This window comes from Croceitalea dokdonensis DOKDO 023, from assembly GCF_001306415.1.
Classification (GTDB): domain Bacteria; phylum Bacteroidota; class Bacteroidia; order Flavobacteriales; family Flavobacteriaceae; genus Croceitalea; species Croceitalea dokdonensis.
Genome location: NZ_LDJX01000001.1, coordinates 235379 through 257087, shown reverse-complemented (window position 1 = coordinate 257087; position 21709 = coordinate 235379). Strand labels below are relative to the sequence as shown.

Sequence of the window (21709 nt, the reverse complement as noted above, 5' to 3'; positions counted from 1 at the left end):
GTGATTTGATCAGTGGCAAGCCCATTGGGCCTGCTTAGGAAACCACATCAATACCCACCAGAGCCTTTTGGGCCAGGGGTACAAGGTAACGCTGCGGATAATTTGTTTAAATGAAGGGAACCTATGGCCGCTATTAAAATTCTTTGGGTAGATGACGAAATTGACTTGTTAAAACCACACATCCTTTTTCTTACCAAAAAGGGGTATGGGGTCACTACCTCCCAAAGTGGCCAGGATGCGCTAAACGAATTAAAAGATACCAACTTTGACATTGTTTTCTTGGATGAAAATATGCCGGGCCTTTCCGGTTTGGAAACCTTGGCAGCCCTAAAGCAAATAGACCCAAGCCTACCCGTGGTGATGATCACCAAAAGTGAGGAGGAATATATTATGGATGAGGCTATTGGCAGCAAAATTGCGGATTATTTGATCAAGCCCGTAAATCCTAACCAAATTTTACTATCGCTCAAAAAAAGTCTGGACAATTCTCGCTTGGTCTCAGAACGCACCACGGCAAACTACCAACAAGAGTTTCGGAAAATTGCCATGGACCTATCCATGGTAAACTCCCCTAGCGAATGGGCAGAGCTGTATAGAAAATTAATTTATTGGGAGCTACAGCTCCAAGAAATTGAGGATACCGGTATGTTCGAGATTTTGGAATCCCAAAAGGTTGAAGCCAATGCCCAATTCAGCAAATTTGTGGAAAAAAATTATCAAGACTGGTTTACGGACGAGGACGCCCCCACCCTTTCGCATACCCTTTTTAAGAAGAACATTCTGCCCGAACTTAAAGGCAGTAAGACCTTGTTGGTGGTTATTGACAACCTACGTTACGATCAGTGGCTTGCGTTTGAGGATACGATATCCAACTTTTATAAAAAGAAGTCGGAAACCCCTTATTTCAGTATTCTACCAACGGCCACACAGTATGCGCGAAATGCCATATTCTCCGGTTTAACCCCTTTGGAAATGGAAAGAAAACACCCAGATTGGTGGAAAAACGACACTGATGAAGGTGGAAAGAACCTATTTGAAGCCGACTTTCTAGGAGCCCAATTGCAACGATTGGACATAGACCTGCAATGGGACTACCATAAGATTAGCAGCCAAAAGCAAGGCAAGCAACTAATGCAAAACTTTAAGGCCCACAAAGACAATGACCTTACCGTGATCGTATACAATTTTGTGGACATGCTCTCCCATTCCAAAACGGAGATGGAGGTCATCAAAGAATTGGCCAGTAATGACAAGGCCTACCGCTCGCTAACGGTGAGTTGGTTTAAAAATTCGCCCTTACTGGATATCATACAGCAAGCCCAAAGTATGGGGATGAAATTGATTTTGACCACAGACCACGGCACCATTAACGTCAAACAGCCCTCAAAGGTCATTGGCGATAGGGAGACCAGTCTTAACCTGCGTTACAAAACGGGTAAGAGCCTAACGTACAACGAAAAGGAAGTGCTGGCGGCAAAAGACCCAAAGGACATTGGATTGCCCAATATTAATGTAAGTAGTTCTTTTATTTTTGCGAAAAACGACCTGTTCTTTGCCTATCCCAACAACTACAACCACTATGTAAGCTACTACAGAAACACCTATCAGCATGGTGGCATTTCATTGGAGGAAATGATTATTCCGTTTGTGGTGATGGAGGCGAAGTAATAAAGCTGATGCGAATTTGTTTGTTTAATAATAGATTAATTGTTGACATCATTGGATTTCGATGTTTTCTAAATCTGATTCTTTTTAACCTCTTACCTAGGCAGTAATTAGGTTTACAATAGTCTTGTAAATTTTCAAATTAATTGTTTAAATGGTTAAAACGTAATACTTTTCAATGAAAAGCTTACTGTTTTTTATTATTAGTTAAGTAATACATCTGTCTACTTTCTACTTCGACTTTTGTCGGAATGAGTATTATACGCATGCTTACTAAAACATAACTAAAATGTAATTTACCTTTAATCAAAACTCCAGTCGATTTATAAGAAAAACTTAATGCTAACTGAGATTTACGGACAAACGAATCTTTAAAGTTAATCACATACTTGTCATTAGTTGGCCCCACCCAAATATTAACCCGTTATGCAAAGAATGAAAGAATATCACATACCAAATGTTTTTGCCAAGTCTAACGTAGCTTAAATAAAAACCGAAGAATATCTGTAACCAAATTAAAACTGGAATAAAAAAATAATGGTTGAACTCAAAAAATGAAAAATTAGAAACATGTAAAAAGCTAAAAGCAATTATGTTAAAATATACAAACGAATTAAACTTTTTGTTTAAAAAGTGGCTCAGTTTCTCACCTATAGTAAAAAACAAAACTACTGAACAAACTAGGATCATTAAATACCTAATAAAAAACGAGACATTAATCAGATTTAATACGTTAAGATAGATAATGATCTGTATAGATATACTAACGGATACAGTTAATTTGTTGATTTTTAAACCGTACCTAAACGCTAACTCCTCTATTAAAGGTGCCAAAAGTACAGTTGTTAGAAAAATATTGGTTGTAGAACTCTCAATACGTGCTTTGCTTTGGAATACGAGTCGAAAGTCATCAGAAATGACCGTAAGTAGACCAACAATAAAAGCCCATAAAAAGGTAATTGCTAAATCAAAAACTAAAAAATTCACAAAAGCCTTTGGAAATTTCCTATGCTCTTTTCGCGAATTTTTTGGATCTCTTAGGAAAGCAAATAAGTCTGATATTAACTGCATTAATAATTGTGTATATAAATTGAATAAAGAAAACACCTATTATCAATAGGTGTTTTCCTGTAACAAAAAATTACATATTTATCTTCTATTGAAGCAGTTCATGAGTTACAATATGTGCTGCTACTACAACTGTACCAGTAACAAAGCCCGCTGCGTAACCTACAGCGTAGCCTACATCTTCGGCTAAGTCAGTTAACCAACTTCCTCCATTTATTGCTGCCAAATCTTGATTGTTAAGTTCTTGAACGTTTAATAATTCTATTTTCATTCTTTAAATTTTATTAATTTTAATCTGTAGTATTAATGATGGGTATTAACGTGTGCTTCCGCAACTGCATTTGCACCATCTCCAAAGCCGGCAATAACCGCGGCAGTGAACGTATTAAGCGTCACAATGTAAGTTACTGCCGCCTCAACAAAAAAATCACGGAAGCCTCCTCCTCCTATATTAACCAATTGCTGTGAGTCTAATTCTTGAATTTTTAGATTTTGTAAATTCTCCATTAATTTTAATTTTTAAGTTAAACATAAATATCTAATCAAATCTAATTGTGTTAGCGCGCTATTTTAATTAGATTATAAAGATGGAGACGTAAACTCTCATTTTTTGAGAGTATAAAGGTAAAAATGTTAAAATTTCAACAATCTTTGAATGTTCTTAAAACCATAGCCACCCGTTAGATCACGCTGTGCCTCTTCATCAAGAGCTTCTACAAAAAACCCACATTTAAAAGCCGTCGGTTCTGAATAGGCATAGCTCTGCCTGGCCAGGTCATAATAGACCGGGGCATTTAGTTCTTTCATGGTCTCAATCATCCTAAACACAGTGGCTTGTGATACGTTTAGCCGTTCTGCCAGGTTCTTAGGCCTACCCGTTGCCTTTAGGCGTATCAGTTGGTCTACGCGCTCCAGTAATGCAATTTGTTTTGTCAATTGTTTCATAGTATTCTTGTTTTATTTGTCATCTTGAAATACCGATGTTTGCTCTAGTGTTTTGATTGTTATTTGTCTTTCCTTTTCCTAACAGCGGTTGGCTTTACGCTAGATTGCTATCAAGTGGTCTTTTTGAATTTAACAACCCAATGCTATGCCAATCTGTCAACTGGCAGATTTTAACCTAAAACTTAACCTAGGCAGCTGCTGTCTCCATAATTGATAGTACCCCTGTTTTCTTAGGTATAGTGTTTCATGGGACCCTTGTTCTACCACTGTTCCATTTTTAAGTACGACAATGGTATCCGCATTCACCACGGTACTTAACCTATGTGCAATTAGTATTACCGTTTTACCAGCTTCCCTCAGCTGATTTACCGCTTTTTTAACATAGGTTTCGGAGCTGCTGTCCAAGGAACTAGTTGCCTCGTCCAAAACCAAGATTTCTGGTTTCTTGTAAAGCGCTCTTGCAATGGCGATACGCTGTTTTTGGCCACCAGAAAGGCTGGCGCCATTTTCACCTAAATAAGTAGCAAAACCATTTGGAAGTTTTTCAATAAACTCAAGGATTCCAATATCCGTGCATATCTGTACAATACGTTCAACATCTGGGGCTACCTCACCCACAGCAATATTTTCAATAACGTTACCAGCAAACAAATCTATCTTTTGTGGGACAACCGCTACCAGTTTACGCAAGCTTTCATTGCTGATATATTCCAAATTATTCTTTCCAATGGATATGCTCCCCTGCGTAATGGGATATATATTTTGTAGTAACGACACTAAGGTAGATTTGCCTGACCCACTTTCACCTACAAAAGCGGTGATTTCGCCTTTTTTTATGGTGAGGTTAAAGTCTTTAAACACCTCTACCCTGGTGCCATAGCTGAAACAAACCTTATCAAAGACAATATCTCCCAACTTGGCGGGGGTGATGGCTACCTTATTATCCTCTTCCTCACGCTCCAAATCTAAAATCTCAAAAAGCCTATCTGGAGCAATCATGGCATTTTGAATTTCCTTATTAGCGCTGACCAACCCCATCAATGGGCCGGTAAAATACCCAACAATAGCATAAAAAGATAGTAATTCTCCAGGGGTAATTTCTTTGTCGATGACAAAACCAGAACCGGCCCATAACAATACAATAACAAATACTTGGGCTATTGTGTTGGAGGAGGTTCCAGAAAAGATACTGTTCAACGCGGACTTATATCCCGTGTTCAATAAACGTACAAAGCGGGTTTCAGTCTTTACATTGGAAAAACCTTCCAGACCAAATCGTTTAATGGTACCTACGGAATTAAGGGATTCTACCAATTGGCTCTCTAAATCGGCAGAATGCTCCATGACCTTACGTTCCACTTTTTTGTTCAATTTATTAACAATGAAATAAATAGTCGCGTAGATGGGTACTATGAGCAACATGATCATCGCCAGTTTCCAGTAATAGGTAAACATAAGTACAAAAGAAAACAAGACGATAAGAATGTTCACCGTTAACGTTAAGGCCACCCCGTTGATGAAATGCCTAATCTTAACGGCATCACCAATACGCGAAATAATCTCACCCACACGCATGGTATCAAAAAACTGTTGTGGAAGTTTTAAGAGGTGCTTGTAATATCCTAAAATCAATCTTGCATCTATTTGCTGCCCGGTTTTAATTAAAAAAACATCCTTAAAAACACCAATAAATACTTTAAGCACCAATAATAGAATCATGATGACGCTCAAAAGATTCAATAATTTTAAGTTACCGTCTATCAATACATAATCCGTAATCTTCTGAATATAAATTGAAGTTGAAAACCCTAGCAAGGTATAGGCGACAGCACCAAAGAATGCCTGTGCGAGAACGGTTTTGTGTGGCTTTAATAAAAACCAAAACCTGCTGAACACGGACACTTTTTCATTTCCGGTTTGAAAAGTCTGACTCGGAACCAGCAGCACCAAAACACCTGTCCACTCCTTTTTAAAGTCCTCATGGCTGCGCTTTTCCATTTTTCCGGTACCTGGGTCCATCAGTAGGATATGCTTTTTTGTTGCTCCGTAAATCACAACATAATGATGTAATTTTTCTTTTACGATAACATGGGCTATAGCAGGTTTGGGAATTTTAAATAAACTGTCAAAATCTCCACGCACCCCTTTGGCGTCAAAGCCTAATTTTTCCGCGGCTTTTATCAATCCAAAAACGTTGGTGCCTTTTTTATCCGTTCCTGCAAACTGACGGATACGGGCTATAGGAAAGTTCAATTTATAATGGGCGGCAATTGAGGCCAAACAGGCAGCGCCACAATCTGTAATATCATGTTGTTTAATCGTCTTTTTTGCCATCTTATTAGTTTAGTGCTAAGTTTTCTCCTGCATTTGGGTTGAGCCAGTCATCCATTTTATCATACAATAATTCGTATACGGACCGCTCGGCAATTTCAAAGCGGGCGTTTAAGGTCATTCCTTTTGTAATTTCTCCCCGATATCCGTTCTTAAGGGTGAGAAAGTCTTTTTTTAGCTTACATTTCACCTTGTAAACGGGTTGGTTCTCCAAAAACTCCACATCCTTTCCTATACTTAGGATTTCACCTGTTACAAAACCCCACTGATTGTAGTTAAAAGCATCAATCTGAAAATTTACCGTCTTATTCTTATCAATTAAACCAATATCCGTTGTAGATACATAGCATTCTGCAATTAAATCTGTATCGGGTGAGATTTCCCCTAGCATTGCACCAATATTGACGGTGCTTCCCTTTTCAAGGTACGGCGGCGCCAGAAGTGTACCAGTGACAGGCGCAGTAATAACGTAGTTTTCTTTATCCAGTTCTAAGCGCGCTATGGAAGAGTTAATTTCTGCTATGGTATTGTTAATCTCGGTTAGATTGGCTTGCCACTGGTTGGTAAACCGTTTTTTTAATTGATAAAATGCTGTTTTTGCCAAATCATAACTAAGCTTAATTTCATCAAATTCTGCCTTTGCTATTACCCCTTTTTCAAGTAGTGTTTTATTACGGTCATAAGTCAAAGTCAATTGTTTGATTTTTAAATAATGCTCATCCAATAAGGATTCATACTCTACATATTGCTTTTGGTATTTTGCGGTAGCTAAGCGGTTTACCTTAACACCGCTACCCTTGATTAACAACATAAGGTCTTTCTGTTCATTTTTTGCCTGTAGTAGTTGCGTTTGATGTAATTGTACTTGCTCTTGAAGAACAGCTGTTTTTAAAATCAGTAGGGTGTCACCAGATACTACTGTGGTATTAGGCTCCAAAGTTGCACTTTCTACAACGCCTGATGTAATTGCTGTTATTACAATTCTTTCACTAGAAGGCTTCACAAATCCTCTAGCAGAAGAATAAATGGTAATGTGGATAAATGGTAAACTTCCGAGGGCAATAAAAATGAATCCTAATATTATCCCATAAATCACTTTGCTTCTAATAGCGTTTTTCGGTATGAAGTATTGGGTAGTACTCTCTATAATTTCTTTAGGGAAAAGTTGCATTTATTTTTTCTTTAAATGTAGTAAATAATCTATATTGTAGAATATTTTATATATTTTTTAACGAAAGAATTTCTTAAAACCCTAGTTTTTATGTGGATATTCTATAAAAATCCTTACTTTTGATTTTTATTTTGTAAGTAAAATACCACTTTGTGAAAGCAATAGATCGTTTACTAGAGTTTATAACCTATACCGGAATCAGTGCCAGGCAGTTTGATTTAAGCATTGGTGCCAGTAATGGGTATACGCTACGGATGAAAAAGAACCATGCATCCATTGGTAGTGACATTATAGAAAATATTATCAAGACCTATCCCAAACTCAATTTGATTTGGTTATTGACAGGTGAAGGCGAGATGCTTAATCCGGATAAAAGTATACTAGAAACAGGTGAGTTACCCTTAAGCCAACAAAAAGAAATAGAACGCATCGTTGAAGCCAAAATCAAAAAGCGGCATGAAGAGGAATTAAGGGATTTACTCGATGAGGTTACCAAAGAAATAGAAAAGCGTACTTCTAAAAAGAGTCCCTAGCGATACCTAGGGGTAGTGTTTATTCTTTGTGCAGTTGCACTTCTAGCTTCTTTTTTAAATCCATCAATTTTTTTAAATCCGTCTCTTTTCCTGTTCTTTTAAGGTGATGAAGTTCTTCTTTAGCCTTTTCTATTCGTTGCATTTCCTTTTGGTTCTTTCGTTGCGCTTTGCGTTCAATCAACATTACGGTTTGGTCAAAAATAGCCCTAAATATATATTTGTCTTTCGCAGTTTTGGAAAGGACAATCAACAATAAAGCTAAGAAAGTTAATAAAGGCAGGGCTTCTATAATTTCGTATTCGTCAAAAACATCTTGGTTTGGATTTAATAAGTTGCGTATTTGAAATATCGTAATTAATATCGGGCTAAGCAATGCATATTTCCACCATTTGTTTACCGAAAAAAACCAAAACACTAAAACCAGTAACAAACAAATTTTTAATCCGTAAATCCAAACTGTTAACCTTAAATCATCAATGATAAGATTAGATAAATCAAATCCAAGGAGTTCTAAATCTAGGATATCTTGAGCAATGAATCTATAAAAACTAACCGTCAATAAAACCAAAATCATAAAAGATAAAAATCTTACCTTTTCAAAAATTGATGTACTATTCAATTTGGTCAGGATATTTCTCCGATTCTTAAACTCTGGAACAAAAAGTAATACTATCAGAACCGATGAACATAGAGCACTATAAAACATCCACTCTTCAGTAACTTCCCTAATTTGCCAAAAAACCTCACCAAATAGCTCAAAAAATAGCCACCAAATAATTGGAAAAGACGCAATTCGATGTTGTGTGACCCCATGATAAAACATCAAAATTAGATAGCACAACGGTAAAATCATAACTAAAAAGCTCCAAACCAAAACCTGATCGCTATTAGTCTTGTTCACAAAATTTAAACCTAATATTGTAAAATTGTTAACACTATTATCACTGAACAATTTATGTACCAGAAGAATCAAAGGAAGAAAAAACAATAAAATCGCAAAGACCACCTGTTTAAGATAGTTTGATAATGCGATAGTTGGTAGAACTAACATCATATAAATATAACATTTTTGAAGAATATAATCTATATTAAGAAGGATATTCCCGATATTTCAGAATTCATATTAAGAAAAACAGAGGATAACGTTTACTGTTTCCATGGTCAAATGGGCGTTGGCAAAACCACCTTGATCAAGGCCATGCTACAAGGATTGGGGGCAAAAGACGCTGGCCATAGCCCTACATTTGGCTTGGTGAACGAATACCATGATGTGCACGGCCAGCCGCTTGCCTATCATTTTGACTTTTATCGTATACATAGCGAGGAAGAAGTATATGATATGGGGTTTGAAGACTATGTGAACCGTGGGGCCTATGTATTTATTGAATGGCCAGAACGCATTCCAAATCTGCTTCCTGAGGATGCGGTTCACATAAAATTGCAGCTTGTCGATGAAAATACCCGTCGTATCGAGTTTTAAGTGGGTTAATTCAGTTCAAAGAAACCGTTTAGCACTTTAACCTATCATTCATAGCTTCGGTGAATGGTGCAAAAAGTCAGTTGAAATGCATTTTTTTTCGATGAAATACATTGTTTGTGGCTTATTTTTCCTACATTCGTTGTTGAATGAATTCATTAATTAACCCAAAATTTAGTACGATGAACACTAAACGATTAATTTTTGGAATCTTGGCTGTTGTGATGTTGGTAGCTACTTCAGTTTCGACCATCACAATTGACAGCGAAGACAATGGGGTAAGAAAAGGACATACCATCCGCAAGGGAAGTATTGGTAAATAACCTTACCTTTCATTAAAGTTTAAGGGATAACATACTATTGTTATCCCTTTTTCGTTTATAGTTTTCTACCAAACAGTTGCAATGCCCGTAAAGACGCGATTTAATAAACTTGCGAAAAAGCGAATTATCATAGAATCGTTCGTAGCGTTTTTAATTATTCTTTCGCCCTTTGTCTTTAAAAGTCATGAATATTTACCGGAGGACGAAAACATAGAAAGTATTAAAATTCTTTGGTTTGAAATGGGTCAGAATGGATTTGGTTCCATAGAGGGGCACGGCTGGTTTATAATGGGCAAATTAGTGCCATTGTACCTGTTGGTCATTTGGTTTTTTACCTGTAAACATTGGTGGTATCATATCATATTGCTTCCTATATTGATGTATGCATTTCAATTGTTTGAATTATTTTTCACTCCGGCGGAATTGAACGCAATAACAGATAGCCAAAATTTAATGTGGTTACTTCCCGTTTGTGTCGTGGTCATTCCCTTTGTCTACTTTATCCGCTTAAAGCTGTACGACAAACATGTACATGGAATAGACCTAGAGGCCATGGATGAGGAGCTTAACATTATAAAAGCCAAGGAAGAACTTCGTAGAGAGCGCGAAAAGCTGGAACAACTAAAGAAAACGCTAGAGAAAAAAATGTAAATTTGGAAAGAATTGCATTGCTAGCTTTTTATGAACCAACCGTCTTCACCGTTTAGTAAACAACAACTTTTACCACAGGAAGAAACCCTAGAGGTTTTAAGGCAAAAAGGAGAGCTTTTTATTGGCCTCCCCAAAGAAAACCAATACCAGGAAAAACGCATTTGCCTTACCCCAGATGCCGTAAACGCCATTACCGCCAATGGTCATCGGGTGATGATCGAGGCTGGGGCGGGGCAAGCCTCCAATTTTTCAGACAAGGATTACACGGAGGCGGGCGCTGAGATTTCCAACGACACCAAAAAGGTGTTTGCCTGCCCCCTACTCTTAAAGGTAGAACCGCCCACCCTGGCAGAAATTGAAATGATCCATCCGCAGACCACCATCATTTCCGCACTGCAGATCAAAACCCAGACCAAAACCTATTTTGAGCAATTGGCCAAGAAGAGAATCACCGCCATCGCTTTTGAATACATTAGGGATGAGGATGGCAAATATCCCGCCGTGCGCTCCCTGAGCGAAATTGCGGGCATCTCCTCCGTACTTATAGCATCGGAACTAATGGCTACCACCAACCAAGGAAATGGATTGATGTTTGGTAACATCAGTGGTGTACCGCCGGTGGAAGTTGTGATCATAGGGGCCGGCACCGTTGGGGAGTTTGCGGCACGATCCGCTTTGGGACTTGGGGCCAACATTAAAATTTTTGACAACTCCATTACCAAACTGCGTAATATCCAGACCAATCTTAAACAAACCGTTTATACCTCTACCATACAACCAAAGAATCTATTAAAGGCGCTCAAACGCTGTGACGTGGCCATAGGGGCCACCAGGGGCAAGGACCGATCCCCCGTGGTGGTCACTTCCACCATGGTGGAGCATATGAAAAAAGGTGCCGTAATCATTGATGTGAGCATTGATATGGGGGGCTGTTTTGAAACCTCTGTGGTCACCTCCCATAAACATCCTACGGTAGAACATTTTGGAGTGATCCATTACGGGGTACCCAATATTCCGTCTAGGTACCCAAGGACCTCCTCCATTTCCATAAGCAATATTTTCACGCCTTACCTTTTAAAATTGGGGGAAGATGGCGGATTGGAAAATTCGCTCCGTTTTGATCGTGGGTTGCGCAATGGCCTGTATATGTACCATGGCATCCTTACCAATAAATCTGTTGGGGACTGGTTTGCACTATCCTACAGCGATATTAACTTTTTGATATTTTAATGGCATTTATAAAACGCTTGGGCTGGTATTTGGTCGGCCTTTCCATTGGCATTATTTTTCTTTCCATTTTTTTAAAAAAGAAATCGGAGGAAACAGGGACCGAGTTTTGTTATTTTCCCAATTGCAGGGTATTAAAGGATATCCGCTCCAAATCCTTTTCAATAGAAGGGGCTCCCGATACGCTCTACACCTATGAACAATTGGATAGCCTTACCAAGGACATCCTAAAAAACGGCGAAATTGATTTTAAGTCCAGTGACACCAAAACAGCGCCCTGCAAGACCTATTTAATTTTTAGTGATGGTAAAGAGCGCAGCATCCGGATAAAAAATTGCCCAGAAAAGGCCTTTCTGGAACGCTTATAGTTTTCTGCGTTCCTTTTCCTTTTTCAAAAGTTGGAGTTCCCGGGACGTTTGTCCGGCCACGGACGTATTCTCCTCTGCCCTTCTGATAAGATAGGGCATTACATCCCTTACAGGTCCATAGGGCAAATACTTGGCCACATGATAACCTTCCTTGGCCAAGTTAAAACTAATGTGGTCACTCATTCCAAAAAGCTGCCCAAACCAAATATGGTCGTTACCTCGCTCAATTCCCATTTCCTCCATTTTTTCCATCAACATATTGGTGCTTTGCTCGTTATGGGTACCAGAAAAAATGGAAAAAATAGCAAGATGTTCCAGCATGTAGGTGATACCCGCATCAAAGTTTAAATCCGTGGCCTGTTTAGAGGCACAAATAGGCGTTGGATAGCCCATCTCATTGGCGCGTTCATTTTCTTTTTCCATATAGGCCCCACGAACCGCTTTGATACCAACCTTAAAACCCTGCTGTTCCGCAAGTTCCTTAAGCTGCTTTAAATAAGCTACCCTGTCCCAACGATACAATTGTGCGGTATTGAACACCACCGCTTTTTGTTGGTTGTATATTTTCATCATGTCATGCGCAAGCTCGTCTGCGGCATCCTGTATCCAACTTTCCTCGGCATCAATCAACAGGGCCACGTCCAAATCATAGGCCTTTTTACAGACCTTGTCATAGCGGTTGACCACACGTTGCCACTCTTCGGCTTCATCTTTATTAAGTTCCAATTTGGCACTGACTTTTTCTAGCAGGGCAAATCGTGCGAATGCAGATGGCTTAAATACCGCAAAGGGGATGGCCTGTTTTTCCTTTACAAAATCCAGCACCCTTAGGATTTTCTCTAGGGCACTATCCAATTGGTTTTCTACCCGTTTTCCCTCCACGGAATAATCCAAGATGGAAGATACGCCATGGTCGTACATTTTGTCTATGATGGGCAGGCAGTCCTCCTCATTTACCCCGCCACAAAAATGGTCAAAAACCGTGGCCCTTATTAGCCCTTCCACAGGCAACCTGGCGTTAATGGCAAAATTGGTAACCGCGGTGCCTATGCGAACCAAGGGCTGATTGGCAATCATTTTGAATAAAAAGTAGGCGCGCTCCAATTCGGAGTCGCTTTTTAACCGAAAGGCGGTTGCGGTATCCTCAAAAATAGACCTCATATTTATCAAATTCACAAGGCTGCAAAGATAAGCTCAAAAAGAACACAGAAATATGTAATTTAAACCTTTATTTTGCGAGGGCTGAAAATCAACTAAGACGTGACGGAGAACACCACACACGAGATTTATTACACGGAGCTGGCAACTGCGGCCCTTAACCAATTTTTGGCGGCAAAGGCCTATTCTAAAATATTTGTATTGGTAGACGAGAATACCAAGCACCACTGTTTGCCTATTTTTTTGGATAAGCTGGAAATAGCTCCGGCGGCCATTTTGGAAATCAAAGCAGGTGAAATCCATAAAACCATCCAAGCTTGCATCAACGTTTGGGAAGCTCTTTCACAAAAAGGCGGTGACAGAAAAAGCATTTTAGTAAACCTTGGTGGCGGCGTGGTTACGGACCTAGGTGGTTTTGTGGCCTCTACCTTTAAAAGGGGGATTGATTTTATCAACATTCCTACCACTCTTTTGGCCATGGTAGATGCTTCCGTTGGCGGTAAGACCGGGGTAGATCTTGGGGTTCTAAAAAACCAGGTTGGGGTAATCAACCAACCCCAAATGGTATTGCTGTTTCCAGAGTTTTTAAAAACACTACCAAAGAACGAGCTTTATAGTGGGTTTGCAGAAATGCTGAAACATGGATTGATCTGTGACCAGAATTATTGGAATGCATTGAAGGAGGGCATCGATTTTTATAATGAACACCATATTAGAACCTCCGTTGACATCAAAAGTGCCATTGTCACCAAGGATCCCACGGAAAAAAATATCAGAAAAAAACTGAATTTTGGGCATACTTTGGGACATGCCATTGAGTCTTATTTTTTGGACCACGTCTCCCTAAAAACTTTGCTTCACGGCGAGGCCATAGCCATCGGAATGGTGTTGGAAGCCTATCTGTCCCACCAGCTCACCGGGCTGTCCGGCCTAGACCTTCAAGAAATAAAACGGACTTTCCTAACTTTTTTTCCAAAGGTGAGCTTTACTGCAAAGGACATTGACATTATTATCCATTTATTAAAGCACGATAAAAAGAATGTTAATAATGACATCAATTTTGTGTTGTTAAAAACCATTGGAGAGGCCACCATAGATGTTAAAGTACCTCCTGCCCTATTTCCAGATGCCTTTGCTTACTACAAAGAACCATAGTTACATATACTGTTTTTAGGGTTTTACAACTCTAAAGTTTTACGGTCATTGAAAATGTGTAGTTTAGGTATGACTAATCCAAACCAATACCCATGAGGAGAATTATCATAGACTACAAAAAACTGGACCATAGCCTAGCGGCCAAGCTAATAGACACCTATCCGCACGGATATGGGGATGATGACATCATTGTCTTAAAAAAACCAGGAGGTGAGTTAGTGGAAGCCGTGGAAATCACCACCGATGATACCGTTTACTTGGTTAAAATCAGTAAGAGCCTATCCAGTTTTATCGCCAATTTTGAAGATAGTATGGAGAAGGAACTGAACGACGACAAGTTATTGGAAGAAAATTTTGAACCTGAGGACAACTAAGTTTACGTTTTAGCAATAGCGTTCCCTTATGATTTTAAAGTGGTGTTTCTGATGGCCACAAATTAAAAAACCTAGGGCCCTTACGCTAATTTCCGAACCACTTGCCACCCCACGTTTCTTTAATTCCTCGTCATTAAACATCTGGAACAACAATAGAGAGGAATTCCTAACCGCTAACATTAACTGCCTGAGTTCTTCCAAGTTTCTGCCAGAAGCCCTGCTTTGTTGTACAAATTCATCTTGGTCAAAACCCGCCAAGTTGGTGGTATCCCCCCTAGCAATCCTTAAGGCACGATATTGAAAAATAATTTCCGTATCAACGAGGTGCTGCCAGATTTCCGCAACACTCCATTTTCCCGCTTGGCACCTATGGTGCAATACGCTTTGGGCGGCAACTTTATCGGCAAGGGAAGAAATCTCGGAAAGGCTATCCAACAAAGCCTGCTGTAAGCTCAACCCACTTACTATTTGTACATAAGGGCCATAATAGGGGTCAAACTCCCCAGTGTCCAAATCCATGGCCGTAATATTGGCCAAATTAAAGCTCATTAAAAATAGTATGCATCAAACGTTTTTTGTCGTTGATGCTCTCCTCCAAGGAAATCATGGTTTCTGTGCGGCTAATACCATCAATATCATCTATCTTAAAAATAATATTTTTGGCGTGGGTAGTGTCCTTGGCACGTATTTTACAAAAGATATTAAATTTACCTGTGGTTATATGTGCTACGGTCACGTAGGGTATTTGGTTAAGCCGCTCCAATACAAATTTGGTTTGATGGGTTTTTTCCAAAAATATCCCCACATAGGCAATAAAGGAATAACCCAGCTTCATATAATCCAGGGTCAAGGAGGATCCTCGGATGATACCTGCCTCTTCCATTTTTTTTACCCTAACATGCACCGTACCGGCAGAAATCAATAATTTTTTGGCAATATCAGTAAACGGCGTTCTGGTATTGTCAATGAGCATATCTAGTATTTGATGATCTATTTCATCTAATTTAACCTTATTCATCTCTTCATTATTTTTCAACAAAATTAATGAATTAAGAAATAATATATAACATAACCGCTATTTTTTTGAATATACTGTAAGAAAAGGCTTTCGATATGCTATTTTGATTCAAAGAATCTCCTTTTTTGGCATTTTTGGCCAATAGGGCATCAATACACCAAACTTCCGCTAGGCATATCGCTTTCTAACCTTACGGGTAACTCCCAAGCGATGTTGCCCTAAAATACCTAATCCTTAGATAGGCATTTTTTAATATAGACCTCCAGACCACACCCAATTCATTGAAATCATAAACATCATTGATGGTCCAAGGACTACCTTATTTTGTCTGGAATACTCTTGACACTATCCTCCTGTTAGCGTCTATTTGAGCGAAGCACCTAGGGTAAAACCTTCCTATGGGAACATCTGATTAACCATGATTTTAACGTCAAAAACAACCAACAAACCGTAAGCTTTTGTTCTTATAAAATTACAATTGTAACTAAAATAGGTAATGAAACCTAGAAAAAATCACTATCTAAGCGAACTAAAATTTACAATTCTAATCTTATGTATATAATATAAACAATATCAGTACATTATAATTTATTATATAATGTTATTGTTTCTGCTTTTGGCGAGAAACTTTATAAATAATTGACTTTTACCCGTAATTTAGTCACATTAAAAATTTACAATTGTAATGTCTGGATTTATAACGCGATTACAACAGCTGCTCACTCACTACAACCTCTCCCCGTCGGCTTTTGCCGACAAGGTAGATATCCCAAGATCTAGAATGTCCCATGTCCTTTCAGGAAGAAATCGTCCTAGCCTTGATTTTGTGATGAAAGTGATACAGGCCTATCCTGAGGTAAACCTCTATTGGTTGTTAAATGGCAAAGGATCGTTTCCATCCAACACACCATCCCAACCATCGGAAGCACAACCAAAATCCGCAGCAACAGAGGGAACCAATCAGAACGAAACCGATAGGTCCACAACCTTTGGGAAAAACATTAAACAGGTCATCATTTTTTACGAGGACGGCACGTTTACGGCCTATAAACCTCAAGAATGATTTTTTAAGCTGTGCCGTATTTGCTAATTTGCGCCCATGAAAAATAGTGTTTCCCTTATGGTGGCTTGTATCCTTTTACTTGGCTGCCAAGCACCACCAGAAAGGAATTGCCAGGCTTTTAAGACCGGTAGTTTTGAGTTCCAATCCGTGATAGACGGCAAAGAGACAAAGAGCAGTTTTACACGGACCAAGGATTTGGAGATTGAATACTTTGAAGGAAAACAGGATTCTGCCACCGTTAGATGGGTAAATGACTGTGAATACGTGCTTAAACGCATAAATCCCCGCAATAAAGCAGAGGAAAAACCCATACTCATTAAAATATTGACCACCTCCGAGACCTCCTATACGTTTGAATACGGTGTGGTGGGCGACGCCAAACGTTTACGGGGCACTGCAACCAAAATAAATAAACAACAATAAGCCAACCATGTTTGAAATTTTTACGAATCCAGATGCTTGGATTGCCCTATTGACACTGACGTTTTTGGAGATTATCTTGGGTATTGACAATATTATCTTTATTTCCATTGCTGCGGGAAAACTCCCAGAAAAAGACCGAAAAAAAGCTACGAATCTAGGTCTTGTCCTAGCTATGGTCATGCGGATTGTCCTATTGTTTGGTATCACCTGGCTAGTTTCCCTTAAAAAACCGTTTTTAGTACTTACGGAGTCCTGGATTCATGGAGGCATTAGTTGGCAGGCCCTTATCCTGTTTCTAGGTGGACTCTTTTTATTATACAAGAGCACCAAGGAAATCCATGAAAAAGTAGAGGATCGCGGGCATGATGAACGCGAGGTAAAAAAAGGACGCTCTTCTTCTTTTAGTAATGCCATTGTTCAAATCACTGTCATCAATATCGTGTTTTCGTTCGATTCCATTCTCACGGCCATAGGGATGACCAATGGCATCTCCCCCAACCCAAATGACGCTCTGGTGCTTATGATTGTTGCAGTGGTCATTTCTGTAGTGATTATGATGCTGTTTGCTAATCCTGTTGGGGAATTTGTGAACAAGCATCCTTCCATCCAAGTGTTGGGGCTTTCCTTTTTAATTTTGATAGGTTTTATGTTGATTGCCGAGGCGGCCCATTTATCCCATTTAGTGATCTTTGGCAATGAAGTGGGTGCCATACCCAAAGGTTATCTCTATTTCTCTATCGCCTTTTCACTTATGGTAGAATTTTTGGACATGCGGATGCGCAGAAACAAGAAAAAACCAACGGCGGAGCTAGAGGATTAGAACAGGTGCCGAATTAGATTTGAAGGTATTTATTTGAACAATCCAACTTAAAAAATCCAATTTTAGGTTGGGTTCAGATAAACATAAAAGAATCCTCGGCTTCATTTAAACCTTGAATAACTCAGCATACTTATCCCACATAGATACCTTTAGCAGTCGTTTTACAACATTTGGCTAGGTCTAAAATAGAGCCAAAACAAGGCTAATTAGGTCGGCTAAAGGCCATATCCGGGTTGGCATCCTTTTGTTTTTTAAACAAGGCTTGTTGTTGTTTTACCGTCATGGTACTGCCATCATGGCTCCAACCTGGTGGGCCAAAAATATACATCAGCTTGTGGGAGAGTTTGGGGGATTTTTTCATATCGTTCCAAATGTCCTTAAACTCGTGGGTAAGAATGACAATTGGGTTATTGGAGTTGGGTGCATGGATTACCCCATATTTTACGTCTACACTGTCGTCCAGCGGTAACCAAGTACCGAACATTCGGTCAAAAATATTTAAAAACCCTCCGTGGTTCTTATCCAAATATTCCACGTTTTGGGCGTGGTGCACCTGGTGCATGGTATGGGTATTCATGAATTTTTCAAAAATGCCCAGCTTGGGTAACAGCACGGTATGCAGTTGAAACTGCCATAGGGCCTCAATGCCCAAACAGAAGACCACCATTTCCGGGGCAAAACCAATGGCCGGCATCCACATATAAAACAATGGCTTGTACAAAAGCGTAAACCACCCGTTCCTTACCGCCGTGCCCAAGTTAAAATTGTCCGAGGAATGGTGTACAATATGGGCCGCCCATAAAATACGAATCTCGTGATTGGCCCTATGGAACCAATAATAGGTGAAATCGTCCGCCAATTGGCAGAGCAACCACACATACCAAGCGTAGCCAAACGCCTCATACCCCATAATGTTCGTACGCACCCCATTCACCTCCGGATTAAAAAGGTCGTACACAAAAGTAAAGATGACAATGGCGGAAACCACTTTTAACAAGGCCGCCAATACCGCCGAACCCAAGCCCATAAAACCACTAGCAAAAAGGTCTTTCCAATCATACAGGTCATGATGTTCATCATGGGTTTTGCTATAGGCCAATTCCAGTAAGATAAAAATGATAAAGCACGGTCCACCGTACACTAAGGGATTGGTAAAATCCATAAATAAGATAATTTTTTAATCAAATATAACCAACTTCAATACCCAATCGCAAACTGTTCAATAATTAAGTGGTAATGCCAATAATTTAGCCTTAATGGCTAAACAAAGCACTGGGGTTTTGTTGGCAAGGGGCTTAAAAAATATCAAAACAAGGTGGGCTGGTCGTCCGTACCCCCCTTTTGTTTTGGGCTATTGTCCACATTTTCCTCGTCCACCACCTCAATGTCCTCGGTATTTGGGGTATCCGGTGCTTCAAAGGGTAAAGGCTCCAACGCATTTACATTTTTAACCTTTTCCGGAGTTAATTGATTGCCCATGGCCTTAATGCCCTTAATGGCAATAAACTCCTCCAAATTTACTTCTTGGTCCGGTTTTGGGTCTTTTCCCCTTGGTTTTACAAATTGCAGCTGCACCATGGGTCGCCAATCGGTAGAAATCAGTTCTAACTGGGATTTAGGGTGCTCGGTGATTACCAGCTCCTCTTTGTTGCTGTTTTCGATCAAGAAACGTTTTACGTAGTAGCGTTCTTTTTCCCCATCAAAATAAATGGCGGAAATGGGCTTCTCCGGTATCCATTTTTCCAGCACAATCATATCATCATCAAACCTGCTGTTGAGGTCCGGTGTTATGGTTTTTACGTAGCCTTTTTGGTTTACCACCAGCAGCATATCATCTGGCCTAAACTCTCCCAACAGCTCTCCCCGTTCATCTACGTTGAGTCGTCTAACGATATCATCAAACCAAATTTTCCTTGGTTTTAGGGTAGACAGGCCCTTTTCCTTTAGCTCGATGCGTTTTACCGGATATTTGGTCACAATATTGCCCTTAGAGCTCCTGCCCTTAATCAATACATCCGCAAAATCTATATCCCATTTTAATTTTTTGATGCTTCCGGATTGCCTTAGGTGCACCGTCACCACCTCTGCTTCACCATTAGGGTTGGCGGTAAAATAAAGGACCTCTGCACTCGCTTTTCCGGTGGTCAAGGGGTATAGTTTATCACGGGTTATGCTGGTGACATTAAAGCGTTTAATGTAGCTTGGGCCGCCCCTACCTTCCTTGTAAATCATATTGTAGGTGGTGCGTTTGTCCTTCTTTTTAAAGACCGCCACATGGATGATGTTTTTATCGACAAAGATTTTGGAATCCACTTTGGTCACCATCATCTCCCCTTTTTTGGTAAAGACGATGATGTCATCAATATCCGCACAATCCGTTACATACTCATCTTTCCGAAGTGAGGTGCCGATAAAACCCTCTTCCCTATTGACGTACAGTTTGGTATTGCGTATCACCACCTTGGTGGCCTCGATATCATCAAAAATCCGGATTTCGGATTTCCGTTCCCTTCCCTCACCATATTTCTTTTTTAACTCTTGGAAGTAGGCGATGGCAAAGTCTACCAAATGGGCCAAGTGGTGTTTGGTCTCTGCAATTTTTTCCTCTAAGGTTTCCAAATACTGTTTGGCCTTGTCCAGATCAAATTTGGAGATGCGCTTAATCCGTATTTCCGTTAGCCTAACAATGTCATCCTTGGTCACCGGTCTGCGTAAGTGGATAATGTGGGGCTGCAATCCTTTATCAATGGCGGCAATTACCCCTTCCCAAGTTTCCTCTTCCTCAATTTCACGGTAAATGCGGTTTTCTATAAAAATGCGCTCCAAGGAGGCAAAATGCCATTGTTCCTCCAACTCGTGCAACTGCAGCTCTAATTCTGCCTTCAGCAGTTCCAGCGTGTTCTCTGTGGAACGTTTGAGCATCTCTGTCATGCCCATAAAAATGGGTTTGTTGTCCTCAATAATACAGCCTAAGGGCGAAATGGAAGATTCACAGGCTGTAAAGGCATAGAGCGCGTCAATAGTCTTGTCCGGGGAAATACCGCTGGGCAAATGCACCAAAATCTCCACTTCTGCCGCCGTATTGTCCTCAATTTTTTTGATTTTGATTTTGCCCTTGTCGTTGGCCTTAAGAATAGAATCAATTAAACTAGAGGTATTAGTTCCATAAGGTATCTCCCTAATAACCAATGTGTTCTTATCCAAGTTTTCTATCTTGGCACGTACGCGTATCTTACCGCCGCGTAATCCATCGTTGTAATTAGTGACATCTATGATGCCCGCCGTGGGAAAATCAGGATACAACTTAAACCGCTGTCCTTTTAGGTGTTTTATGGAGGCTTCTATGAGCTCGTTGAAATTGTGCGGTAGCACCTTTGTGGACAAACCTACCGCGATGCCTTCCGCCCCTTGAGCCAGTAACAATGGAAATTTCACTGGCAGGTTCACTGGTTCTTTTTTACGACCGTCATAAGACATCTGCCATTCCGTGATTTTTGGGCTAAAAACAACGTCCAAAGCAAATTTGGACAATCTTGCCTCAATGTACCGGGAGGCTGCCGCCCTATCGCCAGTAAGAATGTTGCCCCAGTTGCCTTGGGTATCTATCAAAAGGTCTTTTTGCCCAATCTGGACCATGGCATCAGCGATACTCGCATCCCCATGGGGATGGTATTGCATGGTATGGCCAACCACATTGGCCACCTTATTGTACCTGCCATCGTCCAGTTCCTTAAGAGAATGCATGATCCTGCGTTGCACCGGTTTAAAACCATCCTCAATGGCCGGCACTGCACGCTCCAAAATAACATAAGAGGCGTAGTCCAAAAACCAGTCTTTGTACATGCCCGTTACCCGGGTCAACGCATCACCACCCCCCTCCTCGGGAGCTTGGTTATCTGCTGTAAATTCGTTTTCCTCTTCCATAAATCAATAACTAAT

At 40.0% G+C, this 21709-nt stretch carries 23 protein-coding genes; 12 read left to right on the top strand and 11 right to left on the bottom strand.

Annotation, left to right across the window (positions count from 1 at the left end; translation table 11 throughout):
* The first annotated feature begins 123 nt into the window (after positions 1–123).
* The gene (porX, locus tag I595_RS01085) at positions 124–1668 is read left to right on the top strand and encodes a T9SS response regulator signal transducer PorX (RefSeq protein WP_054557541.1); all 1545 of its coding nucleotides are present in this window, start codon (positions 124–126) and stop codon (positions 1666–1668) included.
* A gap of 1153 nt (positions 1669–2821) precedes the next feature.
* On the opposite strand, the gene I595_RS01075 is transcribed toward porX, so the two are convergent.
* The 5 genes from I595_RS01075 to I595_RS01055 form a co-directional block, all read right to left on the bottom strand.
* Positions 2822–3004 (bottom strand): hypothetical protein, encoded by a 183-nt coding sequence (locus tag I595_RS01075; protein ID WP_054557539.1) that lies wholly within the window; start codon positions 3002–3004, stop codon positions 2822–2824.
* 32 nt (positions 3005–3036) lie between these two features.
* Positions 3037–3240 (bottom strand): hypothetical protein, encoded by a 204-nt coding sequence (locus I595_RS01070; protein WP_054557538.1) that lies wholly within the window; start codon positions 3238–3240, stop codon positions 3037–3039.
* A gap of 126 nt (positions 3241–3366) precedes the next feature.
* On the bottom strand, positions 3367–3678 hold the full coding sequence (locus tag I595_RS01065) for an HTH domain-containing protein (protein WP_054557537.1): 312 nt from the start codon (positions 3676–3678) through the stop codon (positions 3367–3369).
* Positions 3679–3834: 156 nt separating this feature from the next.
* Positions 3835–6012 (bottom strand): peptidase domain-containing ABC transporter, encoded by a 2178-nt coding sequence (locus I595_RS01060; RefSeq protein WP_054557536.1) that lies wholly within the window; start codon positions 6010–6012, stop codon positions 3835–3837.
* A gap of 4 nt (positions 6013–6016) precedes the next feature.
* Complete coding sequence (locus I595_RS01055; RefSeq protein ID WP_054557535.1) at positions 6017–7180, bottom strand: HlyD family secretion protein; 1164 nt, start codon at positions 7178–7180, stop codon at positions 6017–6019.
* Between the two features lie 152 nt (positions 7181–7332).
* Here I595_RS01055 and I595_RS01050 point away from each other — a divergent pair, with 152 nt between their 5' ends.
* Positions 7333–7713, top strand: coding sequence for a hypothetical protein (locus I595_RS01050; RefSeq protein ID WP_054557534.1), 381 nt, complete (start codon positions 7333–7335; stop codon positions 7711–7713).
* Positions 7714–7732: 19 nt separating this feature from the next.
* Here I595_RS01050 and I595_RS01045 read toward each other — a convergent pair whose 3' ends face one another.
* Positions 7733–8767 (bottom strand): hypothetical protein, encoded by a 1035-nt coding sequence (locus I595_RS01045; protein ID WP_157449615.1) that lies wholly within the window; start codon positions 8765–8767, stop codon positions 7733–7735.
* 15 nt (positions 8768–8782) lie between these two features.
* Between I595_RS01045 and tsaE the strand changes: the two genes are divergently transcribed.
* From tsaE to I595_RS01025, 5 genes are all read left to right on the top strand, one after another.
* On the top strand, positions 8783–9193 hold the full coding sequence (gene tsaE / locus I595_RS01040) for a tRNA (adenosine(37)-N6)-threonylcarbamoyltransferase complex ATPase subunit type 1 TsaE (protein ID WP_054557532.1): 411 nt from the start codon (positions 8783–8785) through the stop codon (positions 9191–9193).
* A gap of 179 nt (positions 9194–9372) precedes the next feature.
* The gene (locus I595_RS17270; RefSeq protein ID WP_157449614.1) at positions 9373–9513 is read left to right on the top strand and encodes a hypothetical protein; all 141 of its coding nucleotides are present in this window, start codon (positions 9373–9375) and stop codon (positions 9511–9513) included.
* Positions 9514–9594: 81 nt separating this feature from the next.
* Positions 9595–10164, top strand: coding sequence for a hypothetical protein (locus tag I595_RS01035; protein WP_054557531.1), 570 nt, complete (start codon positions 9595–9597; stop codon positions 10162–10164).
* 30 nt (positions 10165–10194) lie between these two features.
* Positions 10195–11394, top strand: a complete 1200-nt coding sequence (locus I595_RS01030) for an alanine dehydrogenase (protein WP_054557530.1) — start codon at positions 10195–10197, stop codon at positions 11392–11394.
* Positions 11394–11759, top strand: a complete 366-nt coding sequence (locus I595_RS01025; protein WP_054557529.1) for a hypothetical protein — start codon at positions 11394–11396, stop codon at positions 11757–11759. Before I595_RS01030 ends, I595_RS01025 begins: the two co-directional genes overlap by 1 nt.
* Here the strand turns inward: I595_RS01025 and I595_RS01020 are convergent.
* The gene (locus I595_RS01020; RefSeq protein ID WP_054557528.1) at positions 11754–12920 is read right to left on the bottom strand and encodes a proline dehydrogenase family protein; all 1167 of its coding nucleotides are present in this window, start codon (positions 12918–12920) and stop codon (positions 11754–11756) included. The genes I595_RS01025 and I595_RS01020 overlap by 6 nt on opposite strands.
* Positions 12921–13019: 99 nt before the next feature.
* Between I595_RS01020 and aroB the strand changes: the two genes are divergently transcribed.
* Together aroB and I595_RS01010 are read left to right on the top strand one after the other, a co-directional pair.
* Positions 13020–14072 (top strand): 3-dehydroquinate synthase, encoded by a 1053-nt coding sequence (aroB, locus tag I595_RS01015; protein ID WP_054557527.1) that lies wholly within the window; start codon positions 13020–13022, stop codon positions 14070–14072.
* 92 nt (positions 14073–14164) lie between these two features.
* Positions 14165–14446: a hypothetical protein gene (locus I595_RS01010; RefSeq protein WP_054557526.1), complete on the top strand. Its 282-nt coding sequence runs from the start codon at positions 14165–14167 to the stop codon at positions 14444–14446.
* Between the two features lie 9 nt (positions 14447–14455).
* Here the strand turns inward: I595_RS01010 and I595_RS01005 are convergent, their stop codons facing one another.
* Both I595_RS01005 and I595_RS01000 read right to left on the bottom strand, forming a co-directional pair.
* Positions 14456–14995, bottom strand: coding sequence for a DinB family protein (locus I595_RS01005; RefSeq protein WP_054557525.1), 540 nt, complete (start codon positions 14993–14995; stop codon positions 14456–14458).
* The gene (locus I595_RS01000) at positions 14985–15464 is read right to left on the bottom strand and encodes an Lrp/AsnC family transcriptional regulator (RefSeq protein ID WP_054557524.1); all 480 of its coding nucleotides are present in this window, start codon (positions 15462–15464) and stop codon (positions 14985–14987) included. The genes I595_RS01005 and I595_RS01000 overlap by 11 nt, the downstream gene beginning before the upstream one ends.
* 685 nt (positions 15465–16149) lie before the next feature.
* Here I595_RS01000 and I595_RS00995 point away from each other — a divergent pair.
* The 3 genes from I595_RS00995 to I595_RS00985 are packed head-to-tail and all read left to right on the top strand — an operon-like array spanning position 16150 to position 17770.
* The gene (locus tag I595_RS00995) at positions 16150–16527 is read left to right on the top strand and encodes a helix-turn-helix domain-containing protein (RefSeq protein WP_054557523.1); all 378 of its coding nucleotides are present in this window, start codon (positions 16150–16152) and stop codon (positions 16525–16527) included.
* Positions 16528–16563: 36 nt separating this feature from the next.
* The gene (locus I595_RS00990) at positions 16564–16950 is read left to right on the top strand and encodes a hypothetical protein (protein WP_054557522.1); all 387 of its coding nucleotides are present in this window, start codon (positions 16564–16566) and stop codon (positions 16948–16950) included.
* A gap of 7 nt (positions 16951–16957) precedes the next feature.
* Positions 16958–17770 carry a TerC family protein gene (locus tag I595_RS00985; RefSeq protein WP_054557521.1) on the top strand — a complete coding sequence of 271 codons (813 nt, stop codon included), beginning with the start codon at positions 16958–16960 and terminating at the stop codon, positions 17768–17770.
* 202 nt (positions 17771–17972) lie between these two features.
* Here the strand turns inward: I595_RS00985 and I595_RS00980 are convergent, their stop codons facing one another.
* Together I595_RS00980 and I595_RS00975 are read right to left on the bottom strand one after the other, a co-directional pair.
* Positions 17973–18932, bottom strand: a complete 960-nt coding sequence (locus I595_RS00980) for a sterol desaturase family protein (protein WP_054557520.1) — start codon at positions 18930–18932, stop codon at positions 17973–17975.
* Positions 18933–19075: 143 nt separating this feature from the next.
* Complete coding sequence (locus I595_RS00975) at positions 19076–21694, bottom strand: DNA gyrase/topoisomerase IV subunit A (RefSeq protein WP_054557519.1); 2619 nt, start codon at positions 21692–21694, stop codon at positions 19076–19078.
* Positions 21695–21709: the final 15 nt, after the last annotated feature.